At 44.7% G+C, this 17,193-nt stretch carries 17 protein-coding genes and 1 pseudogene; 2 read left to right on the top strand and 16 right to left on the bottom strand.

Going from position 1 to position 17,193, the window contains the following annotated elements; translation table 11 throughout:
• Positions 1 to 92: 92 nt before the first annotated feature.
• From AT705_RS19455 to AT705_RS19445, 3 genes are all read right to left on the bottom strand, one after another.
• Positions 93 to 1,007, bottom strand: a complete 915-nt coding sequence (locus AT705_RS19455) for a hypothetical protein (RefSeq protein ID WP_086369201.1) — start codon at positions 1,005 to 1,007, stop codon at positions 93 to 95.
• Positions 1,008 to 1,153: 146 nt separating this feature from the next.
• Positions 1,154 to 1,678, bottom strand: coding sequence for a hypothetical protein (locus AT705_RS19450; RefSeq protein WP_208856746.1), 525 nt, complete (start codon positions 1,676 to 1,678; stop codon positions 1,154 to 1,156).
• A 603-nt stretch (positions 1,679 to 2,281) separates the two neighbouring features.
• Positions 2,282 to 3,280: a sphingomyelin phosphodiesterase gene (locus AT705_RS19445; protein ID WP_058797860.1), complete on the bottom strand. Its 999-nt coding sequence runs from the start codon at positions 3,278 to 3,280 to the stop codon at positions 2,282 to 2,284.
• A 351-nt stretch (positions 3,281 to 3,631) separates the two neighbouring features.
• On the opposite strand from AT705_RS19445, the gene AT705_RS19440 reads away from it, so the two are divergent.
• On the top strand, positions 3,632 to 4,528 hold the full coding sequence (locus tag AT705_RS19440) for a hypothetical protein (protein WP_058797859.1): 897 nt from the start codon (positions 3,632 to 3,634) through the stop codon (positions 4,526 to 4,528).
• Between the two features lie 526 nt (positions 4,529 to 5,054).
• Positions 5,055 to 5,945, top strand: a pseudogene (locus tag AT705_RS19430) (IS5 family transposase).
• A gap of 784 nt (positions 5,946 to 6,729) precedes the next feature.
• On the opposite strand, the gene AT705_RS19425 reads toward AT705_RS19430, so the two are convergent.
• From AT705_RS19425 to moaB, 13 genes are all read right to left on the bottom strand, one after another.
• Positions 6,730 to 7,875 carry an ATP-binding cassette domain-containing protein gene (locus tag AT705_RS19425; RefSeq protein ID WP_082669044.1) on the bottom strand — a complete coding sequence of 382 codons (1,146 nt, stop codon included), beginning with the start codon at positions 7,873 to 7,875 and terminating at the stop codon, positions 6,730 to 6,732.
• Positions 7,857 to 8,537, bottom strand: coding sequence for a molybdate ABC transporter permease subunit (gene modB, locus AT705_RS19420; RefSeq protein WP_058797856.1), 681 nt, complete (start codon positions 8,535 to 8,537; stop codon positions 7,857 to 7,859). Before modB ends, AT705_RS19425 begins: the two co-directional genes overlap by 19 nt.
• Positions 8,538 to 8,542: 5 nt before the next feature.
• Positions 8,543 to 9,313: a molybdate ABC transporter substrate-binding protein gene (gene modA / locus AT705_RS19415; RefSeq protein ID WP_082669043.1), complete on the bottom strand. Its 771-nt coding sequence runs from the start codon at positions 9,311 to 9,313 to the stop codon at positions 8,543 to 8,545.
• Between the two features lie 3 nt (positions 9,314 to 9,316).
• Positions 9,317 to 10,288, bottom strand: coding sequence for a GTP 3',8-cyclase MoaA (gene moaA, locus AT705_RS19410; protein WP_058797854.1), 972 nt, complete (start codon positions 10,286 to 10,288; stop codon positions 9,317 to 9,319).
• 3 nt (positions 10,289 to 10,291) lie between these two features.
• Positions 10,292 to 10,495: a twin-arginine translocase TatA/TatE family subunit gene (gene tatA / locus AT705_RS19405; protein ID WP_058797853.1), complete on the bottom strand. Its 204-nt coding sequence runs from the start codon at positions 10,493 to 10,495 to the stop codon at positions 10,292 to 10,294.
• Between the two features lie 59 nt (positions 10,496 to 10,554).
• A complete protein-coding gene (locus AT705_RS19400; protein WP_237113754.1) occupies positions 10,555 to 11,265 on the bottom strand; it encodes a hypothetical protein in 711 nt (236 codons plus the stop codon).
• Positions 11,266 to 11,278: 13 nt separating this feature from the next.
• Positions 11,279 to 13,570, bottom strand: coding sequence for a xanthine dehydrogenase family protein molybdopterin-binding subunit (locus AT705_RS19395; protein ID WP_058797852.1), 2,292 nt, complete (start codon positions 13,568 to 13,570; stop codon positions 11,279 to 11,281).
• A gap of 12 nt (positions 13,571 to 13,582) precedes the next feature.
• Positions 13,583 to 14,071: a (2Fe-2S)-binding protein gene (locus tag AT705_RS19390; protein ID WP_058797851.1), complete on the bottom strand. Its 489-nt coding sequence runs from the start codon at positions 14,069 to 14,071 to the stop codon at positions 13,583 to 13,585.
• 140 nt (positions 14,072 to 14,211) lie between these two features.
• The gene (gene moeA, locus AT705_RS19385) at positions 14,212 to 15,438 is read right to left on the bottom strand and encodes a molybdopterin molybdotransferase MoeA (protein WP_058797850.1); all 1,227 of its coding nucleotides are present in this window, start codon (positions 15,436 to 15,438) and stop codon (positions 14,212 to 14,214) included.
• Complete coding sequence (locus AT705_RS19380; protein WP_058797849.1) at positions 15,435 to 15,905, bottom strand: molybdenum cofactor biosynthesis protein MoaE; 471 nt, start codon at positions 15,903 to 15,905, stop codon at positions 15,435 to 15,437. Before AT705_RS19380 ends, moeA begins: the two co-directional genes overlap by 4 nt.
• A gap of 1 nt (position 15,906) precedes the next feature.
• Positions 15,907 to 16,158: a molybdopterin converting factor subunit 1 gene (moaD, locus tag AT705_RS19375; RefSeq protein ID WP_058797848.1), complete on the bottom strand. Its 252-nt coding sequence runs from the start codon at positions 16,156 to 16,158 to the stop codon at positions 15,907 to 15,909.
• Positions 16,155 to 16,628, bottom strand: a complete 474-nt coding sequence (gene moaC, locus AT705_RS19370) for a cyclic pyranopterin monophosphate synthase MoaC (RefSeq protein WP_058797847.1) — start codon at positions 16,626 to 16,628, stop codon at positions 16,155 to 16,157. The genes moaD and moaC overlap by 4 nt, the downstream gene beginning before the upstream one ends.
• Before the next feature lie 11 nt (positions 16,629 to 16,639).
• Positions 16,640 to 17,167, bottom strand: coding sequence for a molybdenum cofactor biosynthesis protein B (moaB, locus tag AT705_RS19365; protein WP_058797846.1), 528 nt, complete (start codon positions 17,165 to 17,167; stop codon positions 16,640 to 16,642).
• Between the last annotated feature and the right edge of the window lie 26 nt (positions 17,168 to 17,193).

The following is a 17,193-nucleotide window of genomic DNA, read 5'->3' as shown; positions in this document are numbered from 1 at the left end:
TTAGTTCAATGATTTAGGAAACAACGCCCATAAACACTAAACTTGCTTGAAGTGAAAGCGCCGAGCGTTGTGAATCACTCTTAAATTTATTGTTAGGCGAATACTCGTTTATACGTGAATGTCTCTTTTAAAGTATTAGATATATATGTGTAATAGGAATCCTCAGAGTCATCTACAGCAGAGGGACCAACAACTACATACTCAACAGCTTTACCAGAACGAGCCTTCAAAATGTGCCCATATTGTAAAACTTGCCCAAGAGCTTCTCGTATACAACGATCAGAGGAAAGATATGACTTAACCTCATACAAGATGAACTTATCTTCTAACTCAACAAGTACGTCGATAAAGTTTTTCTCCACTTTCACGCACTCTAAACCATGTGTTTCTACCAATTCATCAGCTAGTAAATTCTGAATTTTATTATGAGCACGAGAAGAAACATAACCAGCCGTAGCTTCAACTATTACGTCATCAGTATTTTTTAAATGAAGCTGACTTCCTTCAGACTCAGGTTTGGCTACTTCATATGAATAATAGCCAAAAATTGGCTTGATTCGTTCTAGGTCCTCAACCTTATGAATGGTCTGACCGTAGCCAAATGGAAGCTCATAATCCAAACCTGTTTCAATAAAATCAACCTCTATTGTATGACCTAATTCATCACAGTGCTTATAAACCGGAAAGTCTACACCCTTAACAATTGCATATGCCCCGATTACAAGGCGCGCTTGTTTACCTGAAGGTGCGCTGTGTATTTTTACAGCAACCAAGTCACCTGGTTTTAAATTAAGAAAATGCTTAAGCGTGTAATAAGACTCTTTTGATTCTGCCTTTTCTTTTAAGTGCGTGATTATGACTTCATGAGTTTTACCCACGAAGTCTTGCATGTCCTCATACCAATTAAACCCTGTTGCAATAACACCTTTTTTTAACATTAAAGGTAAGATGTCGTCGAACCCACTACTCTGATTTCCATACTTACTTCCGATAATGTAATAATTCATTGCGACCTACCGTTTCCACATTATTCGCCTAACGCCTTGTTAAGGTGTGAGGCACGCTATACCAATGCTTCCGCATACTACCTTAACCACTAAAACCAACGCATAGTAAAAATGCCACGCGTGCCGAATCACTCTTGAACAATTTGTTAGCCAACTTCTACCGCAGAGGTAATTAATCCGTAGTCCTCTATGTCCTCGTTATTTCCCATTGCATACCACAGCTCATCGAGAGCTGAGTTTGCATGCTTAAGAAATTCAATCGTCAAGAGTTCATCATAAGGTCGCTTAAACACTGCAAATTCGTCCTCACTCTCACCCAGATCGTATTCATACCTATCGGGCTTTGCATGTGCCAAACTATTTCTTGCTTCTTGAAGTGCATCAAGGACTTCATGTAATCCTTCGATATGCTCGACATTTAAAATCGAGAAAACTTTTTTTCGTTTCCAATGATACGGTTTCTTTTCCTTGAAACTTTCTCGGAGTAAGCCAAAACCCGCCATATTTATTAACGCCTCAGCCAGAAATGCATGTGAGATTAAACATGCTTGCATATCCATACTGATGCCATTGGAATGACCAGAACTACTTTTTGTCTCAATGCAATCAAGTTGATATTGAGCTAAATTCGCCAGGTCTGAGTGCGGGTTGTATCTAACTTGAAACTTCAAATTACCTCCAGTTGGCTAACAGCTTATTAGCGTGAATACCGGTTAAACCCCGTTCCCAAAGCCTAACTAATCCACCACTAAAAATTATTAATTCATAATAAGAACAACAACCTACCACTATTTCACTAGTTGCTCAAGCCAAAACAGCGCTGTTAAAACCGAGCCGTGATCATAGCGAGACTTGGAGGTCTCGTTATGTAGAACTACTAACTTATTGAATCTATTTAACTAAAAATGATGACTGACTTAAACGAGACCTGAATGCGTGGAGAAAACGAGAAATTTGACATGATTATTGGTCACATTCACTTACAACTGTATATATAAACAGTTTTTAGTCTAGGTTCTCGGTACCATTTGGAATAACAGCCTTATCATTAAGTTTATTCCAGAACATATGCGTCTGGAATGACGATTGAGGCTTTCTGCCTTGCTTTATGACGGATGTTGCTATGCTGTATTTATGCAATCTTGGCTTGCACGCGTCCGGGATAAGGACTGCCAGTATTGCTTTTGGCGGATACAACTGTGCTGAATTTGTGCAGATCCCGGCTCGCACGCGGCCGGGATGACAATGAGGCTCTATTCAGCGAGTGACGCTTATCAAAACTCAAAGTTAACTTGTACCGGATAGTGATCTGATAATTCGTTATAGTAGCCATTGTGATAGTAACGGCCGTCACTTAATTGCCAGTTACCACGCAGGTAGCTCCAGTACCAGTTTTGCTCTGCTTTCGGGTAGCGTACCGCCATACTCGGTGCATTGGTTGGCTGCTTGTGGTCACGATGCCAGAAAACGTAGTCCAGCGTGTCATTGTAATCCAGACTGTAATCAAAGTAGTACGCATTGGCTTTGGTAAACCAATTGTATTTTGCCGGGAATGAGCCAACCTCAGGCGTCTCAAAATTTAACTCAGCACGTGAGGTTGCAAGCATATCGGCCACTTCGTCTTGCTTGCTCCACTCAACATTCATGTCGCCGCCAATGATAACTGGCTCGCTGGCAGGGATATTTTCGGCACTGATAAACGACTGAATTTCACTTAACTGACCCATACGCACGCGGTGCTCCTGAGCGGTGTCGCCGTCGTGGGTTGCCTGCAAGTGTGTGCCGATCAGGTGATAACGCTGACTGTCTTTCTCGATTTCGACGTAAGCAAAACCTTTGTTTGACAGATAATCCCAGCTGCCACTCAAGCTGTTTTCAAACACATGAGCTTTTTGCTTAACAATCGGGTATTTAGACAAAATCACCACGCCGCCACGGATCACGAACGGACTGTTTGAGCAGTTGCCCGTGAAACCATCCCAACCGCTGCCGCTGCAATCCAGACCCACATTGGGCGTCTGATAAGGGTAAAGTGCAGAGAGTTCAGCCAGTGCCTGTTCGGCATCGCTGTTGAAAGCTTCACTGATCAAAATCACATCCGGACTGTCGCTCATTGAGGCCAGTACAGCAGGCAAACGCTCCGCCCGGTTCTCCTGATCCCAGTCCTGTACATTAAGCTGCATAATATTGTATGCCATTACTTTCAGTGAATCGGCCATGCTGTGTGTACTGTTCAGCATCAGTGCACATAACAGCGCATGCTTAGCTTTCATTTTACGTCTCCGAAATCTCATTATTGTTTTTGTCTTTGTTAATGATTTTTTACACCCGGGTTCCGCGCAGGTAGACCTGTGAGTAAAAAATTTCGCAGCACACATTAATGATAGAAAATGACACTTAGATTTCGACAACCCATTATTTATATTAAAGTTTTACTGGATTTGCATGATGTTTTTAAGGCTTTTTAATGACCAGAAGAGAAAAACAAAAGGCGGACAAGCGGTTGATTAACTTTACACCTCAAGCGTAATTAACTTCGTATTTACTCAGGCACTTAGATTGATCCACACAGAAAAACGCAATACAATAATGATTCTCATTTGCATAAAAGGAAACGTTACAAAATGAAAATACTCTCTGTCCTGTTGCTTTTGCTGTGCTCCTTGCCAGCCTTTGCTAAAAAGCCAATCCGTGTGGTTGATGTAGGTGTTATGGGGCTTGCCTCTCACGACTTGTTCCAGTGGAATACCGCCACCCGCGAAAATGAAGAAAACGGCCGTTTCGACCTGAGCACGATTTTTGATTACGCCAATGGCACCCGCATTCATCAGGGCGGTAACCCTAAAAACTCGTCAAATGCAGCGGTGTATTCAATCACCCAGAACCTGGTAAGCTTCTATACAGGTAAAAAAGCCGCATTGCTGATGTCCAGAACGGTCACCGAAGAACAGGCGCACATCATCGCCCGTCAGCAAACGGTTGCCTTCTTTATGGGTATGGTCAAAGAGTCTTATGAACGCTTCACCAATGCCCGATTCCCTGACTATGCACTGGTGCAAAGCGTCACGGACGATGAACAAGGCGTAATGCGCGCATTGCATGATATTTTGCCAGGCAAAATCTACGTGAACCGTAACCTGACGCAGGAAGTGTTCGAAGTCACCGACTACAGACTTGCCATGACTCAGCTGTCACCAACAGAAATGATGAAAACAGTGAAGTTTTACGACGGTCAATACGATGAAGAATATCTGCATGTCGTGGTCCCCGGCTTCCCGGATCCAACCATCATCAACCTGCAAGCCATTGATCAGGGCTTTATCGCAGAGCAAACGAATTACAACCTCGACGACATGCTCGCCGAACTGAAGTTTTACGGTCAGTTCCCGTTCTTCGGTAACCTGGTCCACTTCACCAGCTTTGGCTACCACCTCGAAAACCTGTTTGCCAAAGGCATTTGTAATAAGCATATCGACGGTAGTCCTAACACCTGGAATACGCTGGAAATCGAGTGCTATTAAGCAACACTGATTTGTGGTTAGCTTATTGAGTAAGCTAACCATTTATTTCTGGTGAGGCACCTTCATGATGAAGGTGCCTCTCATCTAAACTTTATACATACCCACAACATGACGATGCGCAGAGAAGAATGGAAATTTGTAACTGTCTTCTAAACCTTGCTAAAAGAATACTATGAAGCAAGTGACGTGACCCTTTCCTTCTATCTTTCGCACTTTCTTTCGCAAGAATGAGCGATCGCATCCTAGTTGTGCTCTAAAGAGAGTGACTTGATTGGATACTTTTGATTCATAAGGTATTTTAACTTAATGAACAGGTGGTTTCTGAATCTGTCAAGCTCCTCTGGTAAATCGTCTGTTGTTACAACTTGATTAAGATAATCACCTGATTCGAACTTGACTTCAACTGAAGGAAATCCATCGCGTTGAACCTTTGTCTTATACATAACCTTAGGCGTTGTTTCCTAAATTATTGAACTAATTAAGCCTTGTGTGATCAGATCTCAAAAGCAAACACCGAGGCTGAACTTTGAAAGAAAAGCGTATCACCAACTGGCGAGCTTACAACAAAGCCCTTATTGCCAGAGGCAACATCCAGCTGTGGTTTTCCGAGGATGCATTTACTCAGTCGAACAACACGCAACATCACGGCGATAAAGGGCGAGCTAATCATTTCTCTGAGCTGGCGATTGAGACCTGCCTGACTTTGGGGGCTGTATTTAGCTTGTCTCTTCAAGCTGCGCAGGGGTTTGTTTCTTCTCTGATATCAGTGATGAAGCTTGATTTGGATACGCCAACTTATAGTTGATTGTGCAAGCGTAGTGCAGAGCTGGCTGTTTATTATAGGCCAAATTCTAGTGCATCCGCAGGCATTGATATCGTGGTTAATAGCACTGGTTTGAAGGTATATGGAAATGGTGAGTGGCATGCAAGAAAACATGGTGCGAATTAACGCCAGACCTGGCGACAGTTACATCTGGCCACTGATGCAAATACACACCAAATCGTGGGGGCGGAGTAATCTACAATCTCCGTAGCTGATCCAGAAGTTCTGTGCGACTTACTCAGACCATTGCGCAGGAAGGTCAGCTCGGTAAAAGCGGATGGCGCTTATGATACCCGAGGCTGTTATGCCGAAGTAGAAGCCAAAAAGGCCGACGCGGTGATCCCACCGAGGTGTAACGCGCAGTTGTGGGAGGGTGGACATGCTCGCAACAGCGCGGTCATTTTAACAAAGCATATAGACAGCAGTGAGTGGAAAAAGTGTGTGAACTACCATCAACGTTCACTGGCTGAAACAGCAATGTACCACTATAAACCGCTGATGGGTGACAAGCTGGTCAGTCGTGGATTCAATCAGCAGCACACTGAAGCGATGATAAAAGTGAAAGTGCTCAATAGAATGGCTAGGTATGCCTGAATATCAGGGAAACAGCTGAAATCACGGTGTTACCTAAGCTATCTGTATTTGATCAACAAGGCCGTCCCCAAAGATAAACGCATAACAAATGATTGAAATAACTTGCTGGCGTCTGAAAATAACCCTGTGTTGGCTTCCATGTACTCAAGTAACAGTTGGCAAGCAAGTGTAATGCGGTTCATCCATGGCAAACTTTTGATGTGCGACTGACTTATAACGTAATCAAGTAAGGGATCGAATACACCATACTCACTAAGCCGGAATTATCTGTTTTAACTTGCGCAAGAACTTTGACTAACACGGTAACTAAACCAATTAGTACGGATGAGTTTTAGTAGATTAGTATAAGAAGTGCTATTGATCTAATGAACTGAGGATTAGTTTTTAATTGGATTTATAAGGGAATTAGTATGTTTTAGTATACTTTTGAGTGCTATTAATAAGACTTACACTTCAAACAACACTTTTGGAGTTTGAAGTATAAGTTTACATAGTACACTCCCTAGTTCTGAGCTCTAGACAGATATTATGGAAGTATAAGTTGACATAATTTTGAAGTAAAAGCTTACAAAAAGTTACCTTTTTACCGAAAGCGACTTTCGGCCGTTTTTTTACCATTAAGAGAGCCTCGAGTTGCTCGACCAGGTAAGCCAACTAAACTAAGTCATGACATTAACACACCCTTAGCGGAAAATTAGAAGCAGGTAGATTGTTAGGGTAATTCAAATTAGGGGAGGTTTACACTCTTTAATGAGTTATCGGGGCTACATAACTCCTCTTACGGTTAAACAATTTTTAGCTGTGGCAAGTGCACATCAACATTATTACCAATACCAACTAATATGTTTGTAAGTTTATAATTGGGTACCCGAGCAAAAACTAAGTGTTCGTTGACACGTACTTTAAGCGTAGATAAACCAACGGAGTTATCATGTTCAATACTTTCTATACGTCCCTCAAAGCTGTTAACTGCACTGTGTATTGCGCCTTTGGCCGTGAGCAGTACGCTATCGGCTGACAGCTTACAGATGCATATTTGTCCTATATCAAAGTCCTGTATGGGAACGGTTAACTCCCCCAACTTACTTTCCAGCACAGCCCACACTCCATTACTACGCTCACTCAATTTTCCATGCGCGTCTTTAAAGCCTGCGACTTTTCCCTGTATGAATTGCACCATGCTCGTTGTATCGTACTCTAAACGGTCTAATATTGAAGCAACAACTCCAAAGTTTTGTTGTCTCCCTTTATCAATAACCAAAGCCATATCGGCTAACGTTGATAGTTCACTCAAAGAATGACTTACTAAAATCGATTCACTATTGAGAGTGCGTTGGATGTCCTTCACTAGCCGTTGTGCTTGAATTTTTAGCTTAGCATCAAACGCTGAAAATGGTTCATCCAGTAATAACAGAGGTGCTTGCTGCAACAAAGCACAAGATAAACTGACTCGCTGGCGCTCACCACCAGACAGTTTCCGTGGCAATCTAGCCAAAAGAGGAGTAAGTTCGAGCTCATCTATTAGTCTAGGTAAAAGATCAGGTATCATATTTTGCCACGGACGCTTTGCTGCGATCTGTAAATGCTCAAAAACAGAAAAGTTAGGAATTAGTGGCGCCCCCTGTGGAACATATGCCACTGCCCTATGGCGCTGCTCTCTTCCCTTTGGTTGGTCGGCCCAAACACTTCCTCTATGAACAATTGAGCCTGATGTTACTCTGGTTAACCCCGATATGATGCGGAGCAAAGTAGTTTTACCGGAGCCAGAAGGACCAAAGACACCCAAACACTTACCATGATCGAGACAAAAGCTAACGGTCAGCTGATGATCACCTGAAAGCTTATGACGTAAAGAGACTTCTAGAGCGGTATTGCTTTTGTCTAGATTTGAGGAAAAAACATGGCTCATTGTCAGCGTGTAAAACTCCATCGCTTATTAACTAAGGAAATTAGCATTAGACAAGTAAAGGAAATGACCAGTAGCAGTAACGATAAGGTATGTGCTCGTTGATACTGCAAAGATTCAACTTGCTCATAGATTTGTATCGAAATAACCTTGGTTTCACCAGAAATATTGCCGCCTATCATCAGCACCACACCGAACTCCCCTAAGGTATGTGCAAAGCCAAGCACCAATGCTGTGACAAAACCATTTTTAGATAACGGCAGCACCACTTTAAAAAAACACTCCCATTTTGACATCCGCATCAAGGTTGTGACTTCCAAGACATCTTGGCGTAGGTGTTCAAAGGCATTTTGAATCGGTTGTACAACAAAGGGTAAAGAGTACACCACAGACGCAAGCACTAAGCCTTCAAAAGTAAATGCTAAGCTTTCAAGGCCAAAAGCGTCTGTAAGATAGCCAATAGGACCTGAGGGACTAAAAGCAATCAAAAAATAAAAGCCGAGTACGCTCGGCGGCAGTACTAAAGGAAGTGCCACTAAAGCGTTGACAGCTCCCTTTAAACGATTTGAGCCGTGGGACAACCACCACGCCAACGGCGTTCCCAGCAACAATAATATCGCCACTACAACAAACGCAAGTTTAATCGTTAACCAAACGGCTTGCAGATCAGCTGCTGTTAATTCCAAAAGTGCTACTCCATAATACCGTAACCATATGATGTGATAGCCGCCTTGGCTTGAGCTGATTGAATAAACTGCCAAAATTGAATTGCGGCTGGGTTCCCTTGAGATCGCGTAAGTAACACCATATCTTGGCGCACAGGACTATATAGTAAATCGGGTACAATCCATACTTGCTCATCAAATGCAATCCCTTGGGAAATCAGGTATGAGACTGGGACAAATCCCGCATCCACATTCCCGGTACTGACAAAATGAAATGCTTGAATGACACTGTGAGCGACGACCCACCTATTGCGAGTTGATTGATGTGCCGAAAGGCTTTTAAGCGTTTGCTCGGCGGCCACGCCATAGGGCGCCAGTTTTTCATCAGCCAGTGCCAGGCGCGTTAATTGCTTGGAATGCAAAAACTTGCCGTTTTGTAGCTCGACGCCTGATTTATTGCTCCAAAGAGCCAAACGACCAATGGCATAGGTTCGTTGAAACTCTTTTTCCGCATAACTGGTTTGCACCAAACGCAGGGGCTTATGAGTGTCCGCAGAAAAAAACAGATCGTAAGGCGCCCCATGCTGAATTTGCAAAAACAACTTGCCGGATGAACCATATGTTGCATGCACTGAGTGTCCTGTCTGCTGAGAAAACAAAGTAATTAATTGTTCTAGCGCTGGCTTAAAGTTAGACGCACTTGCCACGTACAAGGTACCTGCAGATGCAGACTGTAAAATAGAACAAACCAGCATGATAATAGCTAATCCTACCTTTATACCGCACCAGGATTTCATCGTTTAGCCACCGAGCATAGATAAGTTAGTGGTGGCGCCCGACATACCTTGGTGTAGCAAATGCGTTGGTTTTTTCTCTTTAATGTAGCGAGCAAGCTCGGCAATGAGCGCCTCCGGCGTCTCTCTGTTCATGTAATCACGCAAAGAAATCCCCTGTTCGGAGAACAAACACAAATGTAAATCACCGCGGGATGCGACACGTAAGCGGTTACAGCTGGCACAAAAGTCTTTGCTGTACGGCATAATTAAACCAATGCGGCCCTGATAGTCCGGGTGGGCAAATTCACACGCAGGGCCTGCTATTTTAGAGCGCTGAATTTGGCTCCAGCCGTCATTTATTAAGCGCTCCCTCAGCTTCATACCAGAAATATGATTTTTGTTGAAGAAGGTCAAATTGTCCTGCGTTTGCATCAGCTCAATAAAGCGCCAGGTGATTGGTTTATGTTTAACCCAATTCAGAAAATAATCAAACTCAGCACCGTTATACTGTTTCATCAATACGCTGTTGATTTTCACCGAATCTAAGCCACTATCGAGCGCTGCGTGCACACCGCTCATAACCGAGTCAAACTTATCGTGGCCGGTAATCGTATTAAACATACGTGGGTCTAAGCTATCGATGCTTATATTCACCGAATTTAGCCCCGCTTCAACCCAAGATCGAATGTTTTTCTTTAATGAAAAGCCATTGGTAGTAGCCGCAACTTTCGTAATCCCTGGGGTATCTTTTGCGGCCCGAATTACATCGATAAAATCTTTGCGTAAGGTGGGCTCCCCGCCGGTGATTCGTACTTTTTCAATACCGTGATAAGCAAACGCCCGAAGGGTGTTATCTATTTCTGACAAAGACAAAAAGTCACGTTCGTGTGTGCATTGATAGCCATCAGGCAAACAATACACACATTTAAAGTTACACACGTCTGTGATAGACAAACGCAGATATCTGAACTTACGACCGGAAGGGTCCACTAACATAAATTACACCTTTTCTTGGGTGATTTTTGATTGGGTTGCTTCATCCTTTTGTTTCTCTTCTACCACGGGATCATCATTTACAGCCTTTTTAAATCCCTTTAAGGCTGAGCCTAAGTCACTGCCTAAATTCTTTAAATTCTTGGAACCGAACAGCAACAATATAATTATTAGTACGATCAGCAGCTGCCAAATACTTATGCCTGCCATACAGAGCCTCTCTTTGAATAGTGGCAGTGCGTATTCCACACTGCCTTGTTAATATTTACTTAACTGTTCGGACAAGGCGCTCCACCGTCTATCCAAAGTGACATAGCCGCAACAAATTCATCATGGCTGCCTGGGGCTGAGCTACGCCCTGGCCCTGGATTCCATGCCCATCTAACCAATGGATCATCTTTCACATGATGCTCAAATTCCTTTTTAAAGGTTTTCATGTCATCGCGACCACCACGGTAAACAAGGTTAGAGTTGCTTGCTGGATTCAGCCACAGTTCGCACAACTTGTCCGCACTCATGTCACGCTCGATTTTCATCGTTACCGGAGGCATATGCCAAACGAAACCAGGCATCAAGTCGTTCGCAGCTCCAGGAGGTATGCCTGGCTCTTTGCCGTTGCTGTCCTGATGACAGCCACGACAAGTCACAGGATGCCCTGATGTGCTCTGAACAAACATTCCGTCTTCAACGCGAAGTTGAAGATTGTTCAGGAAACTGATGTTCATTGGGTGGATCTCTCGGTTATCACCGACCGTGGGTCTGTGCAACCCTTCCTCTTCTACCCCATGGCAGTTTGCACAGCGAGGATGCGTAGCAACCTGATGTAAATAGGCAAATGCCGTATCAGGGTTTGGTTTTTTACTGTACTTTTCGTATGCTGTCAGACTCATTGCTGGCTTAGAGCTCTGTTCAACAGAGCCACAACCAACAACTAAAAAAGTACAAAAAAACAGCAGCGAGCACTTAATATAATTCAACATATAAGCCTCCACTTCATGCGCTTAACGCGTTCGTTACATGGCTGGCCTTCATAGGCAATGCGCGCAAGCGAACCCCAACAGCATTAAATACTGCGTTACTAATCGCAGGTGCCACACCTATTACCCCCGGTTCACCTAAGCCGACAGGAAACTCATCGCTGTCTACGAGCTCGATATCCATCTCAGGCATATCATTCATCCTTAGCGGCAAATACGTATTGAAATTCGTCGAGCGGAGTTGACCATTGTCATATGCGTTTGATTCAAACAGCGCCAAACTTGCCCCCCAGAGTAAAGAGCCTTCAATTTGTGCTAATGCGCCATTGGGGTGAATAATTAAGCCGCCATCAACCACTGCGTAAAGTTTTTTAAGGGTGATTTTACCGGTTTGACGATTCACATGGACGTGAGCCGCGGTCGCAATCCAAGCCGGCATTGTCCGTTCTTGACCAGCACTAATAGCAAAGCCAATTCCCTCATCTTTACCAAGTTTGATATTTGCAACTTTTTTGGCTAGTACTTCTAATGTGTTCCTAAGACGTTTTGCACCACCAACACTTTCTGGTGCCTTACCCGCTTGCTTACCTTTTCCATCCAGCATAGCAAGACGGAATTCAACCGGATCTTTTCCTAACTTATGCGCTATTTCATCGATGAAGGATTCCAATCCCCATACAATCCAACCTTGTCCTACACTTCGTAACCAGCCTGGTGTAAATGTTTTTTGCGCTAATTCATTGTTAATAGCTCGAGCTCTGTGATTAGTCATGCTGTACCAATGATCAGCCCCAGAGGCCGAAAATGGATCAAAATTCCCTTTACCGTCAATACCTGCAGGCATGAAGCTCGGTGCCATTGCTTGGGTAGGCCAACCGGCTGCAAACGCTTGCTCTAAACCACTGAAGTTTCCTTCCTTGTCGAATGAGGCTTTCAACAAAGATGTGGACGCTGAGCGCGACTGGTCAAACAGGGAGTCATCAGCCCGAGTGAATACCAACTTAACTGGTCGTCCTATGGCTTTCGCTGTCAACGCGGCCGGTATAATCCAATCACCATAGAGGCGACGCCCAAACCCTCCACCCAAATAATAAGGTTTAATAACGACCTTCTCCTGAGGAACTTCAAGTGCTTTTGCTAAAACCGGGAGTGTTAATGACGGCCATTGATTTCCCGTATGGACATACCATGTATCCCCTTTAAACTCAGCGACGGCATTAAGAGGTTCAAGCTGAAAATGGTTTGCAGTGTCTGTGGTGTATAACCCTTCAATGCTTTCTTTGGCTTCAATGCGTGCTTTGGCAACATCACCATCATCAACAAACAGAGTGCCAGTTGAATCACTGCTTACCAGGCGTTTACCTTCTGCTTGAATATCCGCTTCAGACACATAGGCTGTTTCACCTTTTTTATAATCCACCTCGAGCAAGTCAACCGCTTTTATCGCTGCAGGGTAGTTTTTAGCGTAAACCACAACCCAACCTTGCAATGTGTCACTTGGGTCTTTTATTACTTCATAACCAAGGTAACCATTGACCTTTTTCGACTTACTATCGTCAACCTTCCTTACCTCACTACCGTAGCGAGTGGGTGGTATAACGGGGCGTGCATACACCATATTGTCTACTTCAGCATCGATCCCATAAACAGCAGAGCCGTTTGTTTTTGCGGGAATATCAAACGCTTTAAAGTCCTGATTAAGCCCTGTGAGATGGCGTTTATTGGCCGGTTTTATTGGTAGAGCTGCAATTTCGTCCGCACTGAAGGTACGGTTGAATTTACCTTTTTGAACAATTTCGGCGTACGTCACAGACTTGCTGCCAGCAATCACTTGACCTTTTTCAGCTCGCGCGTTTTCAGGCTTAACGCCCAACAATTGCGCGCCCGCTTCAATTAATGCTATTCGTCCTGCAGCACCGGCTTGAGATAAAGGTTTAAAGCTATGGAAGACAGACCAAGATCCCCCGGTAACCATAAAGCCCCATTTTTTATCGGTGTCGACATAATCAATTGATACTTTATCCCAGTCACACTCAAGCTCATCAGCGACAATACGCGCAAGCGCAGTCCCTATATGCTGACCCATTTCTGCTTTAGCAATATTAATTACTACGTCACCATTTGGTGTCATATGCCACCAAATGGTTGGTGAAAACGCTTGTTGTGAAACCGCTTCGGCAGCAGACAAATCAAAGCTAATCAATGAGGGGGCAAAAGCCATAATAAGCCCGGCGCTGGCACTGCCAACCATGAATGAACGACGATTTAGATCGACAGTCTCTTTCTTTTTTTGAAATAACTTTTTCATCACCGCCTCCTATTACGCTTCTTTTTCATTTGGGTCGAACATTTGCACTGCTGATTGTGACTCGGACGCAGCTCGCTTAATCGCACTTTTTATGCGTTTATAGGCCATACAGCGGCAGTAGTTCGTACTCATATGGTTGTCGATATCCTTATCGGAAGGACTGGGGTTGCGGTCCAGCAGAGTCGCTGCTTGCATTATTTGTCCAGATTGACAGTAACCGCACTGTGGTACCTGCTCCTCTACCCAAGCTTTTTGCAGTGGGTGCTCGTTATTTAGCCCCTCGATAGTCGTTACCTGCTTGCCGGCGGCCATTGAAAGTGGGAATGAACATGAGCGAACAGCATTGCCATCGACATGAACTGTACACGCACCACACATTGCGACACCGCAACCAAATTTTGTGCCCTTAAGACCAATTTCATCACGGATCACCCAAAGCAGTGGCGTATCATCGCTTGCTTCTGCGCTCACCTTATTGCCGTTTAATGTAAACGTAACCATGGTTTTGCCCCTTTGTTTATTTTTTAAATACAGCTAGTTGTGCCACTTCAACTTGAAAAACCTCACGACCACTTTCTTAGTTGAAATAGCAAAAACCCTTTGAACACTCGCCAAAAAGCAGCGTTTTTAATTCCGGATAGTCAGAATCGATTTTCGAACATTTGCACACTAACCACAGTTTCTGGCTGTAAGGTGCCTTGTTCCGCCTGAACCAGTACGTAACAATTTGCCTGACTCATTGACGACAGCACCCCTGAGCTTTGATTGGTGATAGGAGTCACCTGCAGCTCATCATCAACCTGTTGCGCAACTGCACGCACAAATTCGGCGCGCCCCGGCCGACGTTTAATGAGCCCTGTAAGTTTCGCGGAGTAAGTAATTGGTGCAGTAAAATGCGATTCCCCTGCCAGTTTGTCTAAGGCTGGACGCACTAATTGGTCAAAAGTGACCGCCGATGACACAGGGTTGCCAGGTAACCCAAAAAAAATACTGTTATTCAGGTGCCCAAAGGCGAACGGTTTGCCTGGTTTTGAAGCTACTTTCCAAAAACATACTTCGCCGAGTTCAGATAAGACTTCTTTGGTGTAATCAGCTTCGCCGACCGACACCCCACCTGAGCAAATAACCGCATCAGCCCGCCCGCCAGCGTTACGAAGAGCGGCGGCAATGGCGGCTTTGTCATCTGGTATCACTCCAAGGTTTTCGACCTCAGCCCCCATTTTTTGCGCCATCAAGGTCAGCATCACGCCATTACTTTCGTAAATCTGTCCTTCCATGAGCGGATTACCGGGGGCCTGCAATTCGTCACCAGTAGAAAACACGACAATTTTAGGGCGGCGAAATACGCTCACATCAGCAATACCGAGTGAGGCCAGTAGTCCAACATCGACACTAGTGAGGCGACGCCCTTTGCGAAATAACACTTGGTACTGACGAATATCGGAGCCGCATTTACGAATAAATTCACCGCGATCGACGTTGTGCGTTAAGCGAATGTGGTCCTCAACGCGTTCTACATGCTCTTGCATCACCACTGCATCTGTCCCTTTCGGCACCACACCACCGGTTGTAATACGTATGCACTGGCCTGGGTTCAATTCTCCGTCAAATGGGTTACCTGCAAGCGATTTACCAACGAAAGTGAAAGTAGCATTTGGCCCTGCTTTATCGCCTTTAAACGCCAGTGCGTAGCCATCCATTGCAGAATTATCATGTTGGGGCACATTAATCGGGGCAATCACGTCAGCAGATAGTACCCGCTCCAACGCCCAATTTAACGGCACCTTCTGTGCTTCGGTAATCGACGTCGTGCCATCAAGCAAAATTTGCTTTGCTTGCTCAAACGACAATAGTGCAGAATGTGTCATACCTTTACGTTCTCCCGCCAACGTGCTTTAGCATGTTGTTCTTTTTGGTTGTAGGTAGCCCATTTTTGCTCACCACTTTGAGTGAGTTCTTTTTTCCAAATGGGTACATCGTTTTTGAGGTAATCCATAATGAATTGCGCCGCTAAAAAGGCATCTTCGCGGTGGTGACTGCTCACCCCGACAAACACGATCTGGTCATCGACTTTGAGCCGCCCGACGCGATGAATAGCAGTCACAGCGTCAAGCCCCCATCGACTCTCTGCTTCACGTAAAATGTTACCGAGCGCATTCTCGGTCATCCCTGGATAATGCTCTAAAGACATACCTGCAATACCACCGTTTTGACTAAAATCTCTGACTTTACCCACAAACATCACCACAGCCCCCGCAGTGGAGTTGGTGTTAACAAGCTTCTGATACAGTTCATTAACGTCAAAATCTTGCTCACTGATATGTAAAGTGATCACATCAACCTCCCGTCACCGGTGGGAAAAGAGCAACTTCATCGCCCGGTTGCACTATGGCTTTATTGTTTACCAATATCTGATTGACAGCCTGTAGCACCTGCCCGTTTTGCAAATGCGCTTCCCACTCAGGGTGCTGTTCAATCAACTTTGAACGAAGCTCTGCAACACTCAAAGGTGCATCAATCGCAACTTCTACCTGGCTACACCCCAACAGCTCTCTTAACTGGGCAAAAAACAATATTCGCGTACTCATTCACGCTCCCAATCACCAGATTTCCCACCCGATTTACCCAATACTCGAATGCCGTGGATTTCCATCAAAGGGTCTTGCGCTTTACACATATCAAACAAGGTGAGAGTGGCCACACTCACCGCCGTAAGGGCTTCCATTTCAACGCCAGTTTTCCCCGCAAGCTTACATTCACTGAGCACGCGAATTTCACGCGTCTCGGGCAGTAGCTCGAACGATACGGATACTTTCGTTAAGGCCAGCGGATGGCAAAGTGGGATTAGGTCAGCACAACGTTTAGCACCTTGTATGCCTGCTATACGGGCTGTTGCGAGTACATCCCCCTTGGCATTTTGTTGTTTAATCACTGCATCAAATGCACTTTGTGACATGCGCACAACCCCCTCCGCACGAGCGAGTCGAGTCGTTGCTTGTTTTTGAGTTACGTCCACCATGTTGGCGTGACCTTGGGAATCTATGTGTGTTAAAGCCATGGCACCCTCGACTAATTGCTTTGTGGACGCTTAATAAGCGATGCGTAATTACAAGGCTTATGGCGGGAATCGAGTTGATCTTTAATAATCTTGCTCCAAGCTGTCTTACATGCTCCGGTGGAGCCTGGCATACAAAAAATGACAGTATTGTTAGACACACCAGCTAGCGCGCGCGACTGAATGGTGGAATTGCCAATTTCAAGGTAAGAGATATGCCTGAATACTTCGCCAAAACCCACAATTTCTTTATCAAATAGTGGAGTAACTGCTTCAGGGGTCACATCACGCGAAGCAAACCCAGTACCACCGGTGATTAACACAGACTCCACCTTGTCTTGTGCTATCCAGTGAGCTACTTGAGCACGGATCGCGTATTTATCATCGGGGAGGATCACCTTTTCTACGACGTTGTGACCCTCTTCTATCACCTGCTCTTTTAGGAAGTTGCCTGATCTGTCGGTGCTTTCATCACGTGTGTCTGATACTGTAAGAATCGCAATATTAAGGCTGGTTAATTGTGCTGTCGTTTGCGTTGTCATTTAAAAATTACCAATGCTGATTATTA

Source organism: Pseudoalteromonas rubra (assembly GCF_001482385.1).
Lineage (GTDB): Bacteria > Pseudomonadota > Gammaproteobacteria > Enterobacterales > Alteromonadaceae > Pseudoalteromonas > Pseudoalteromonas ardens.
The sequence above is the reverse complement of the archived record's forward strand: the minus strand, read 5'-3'. Positions and strand labels throughout refer to the sequence as shown.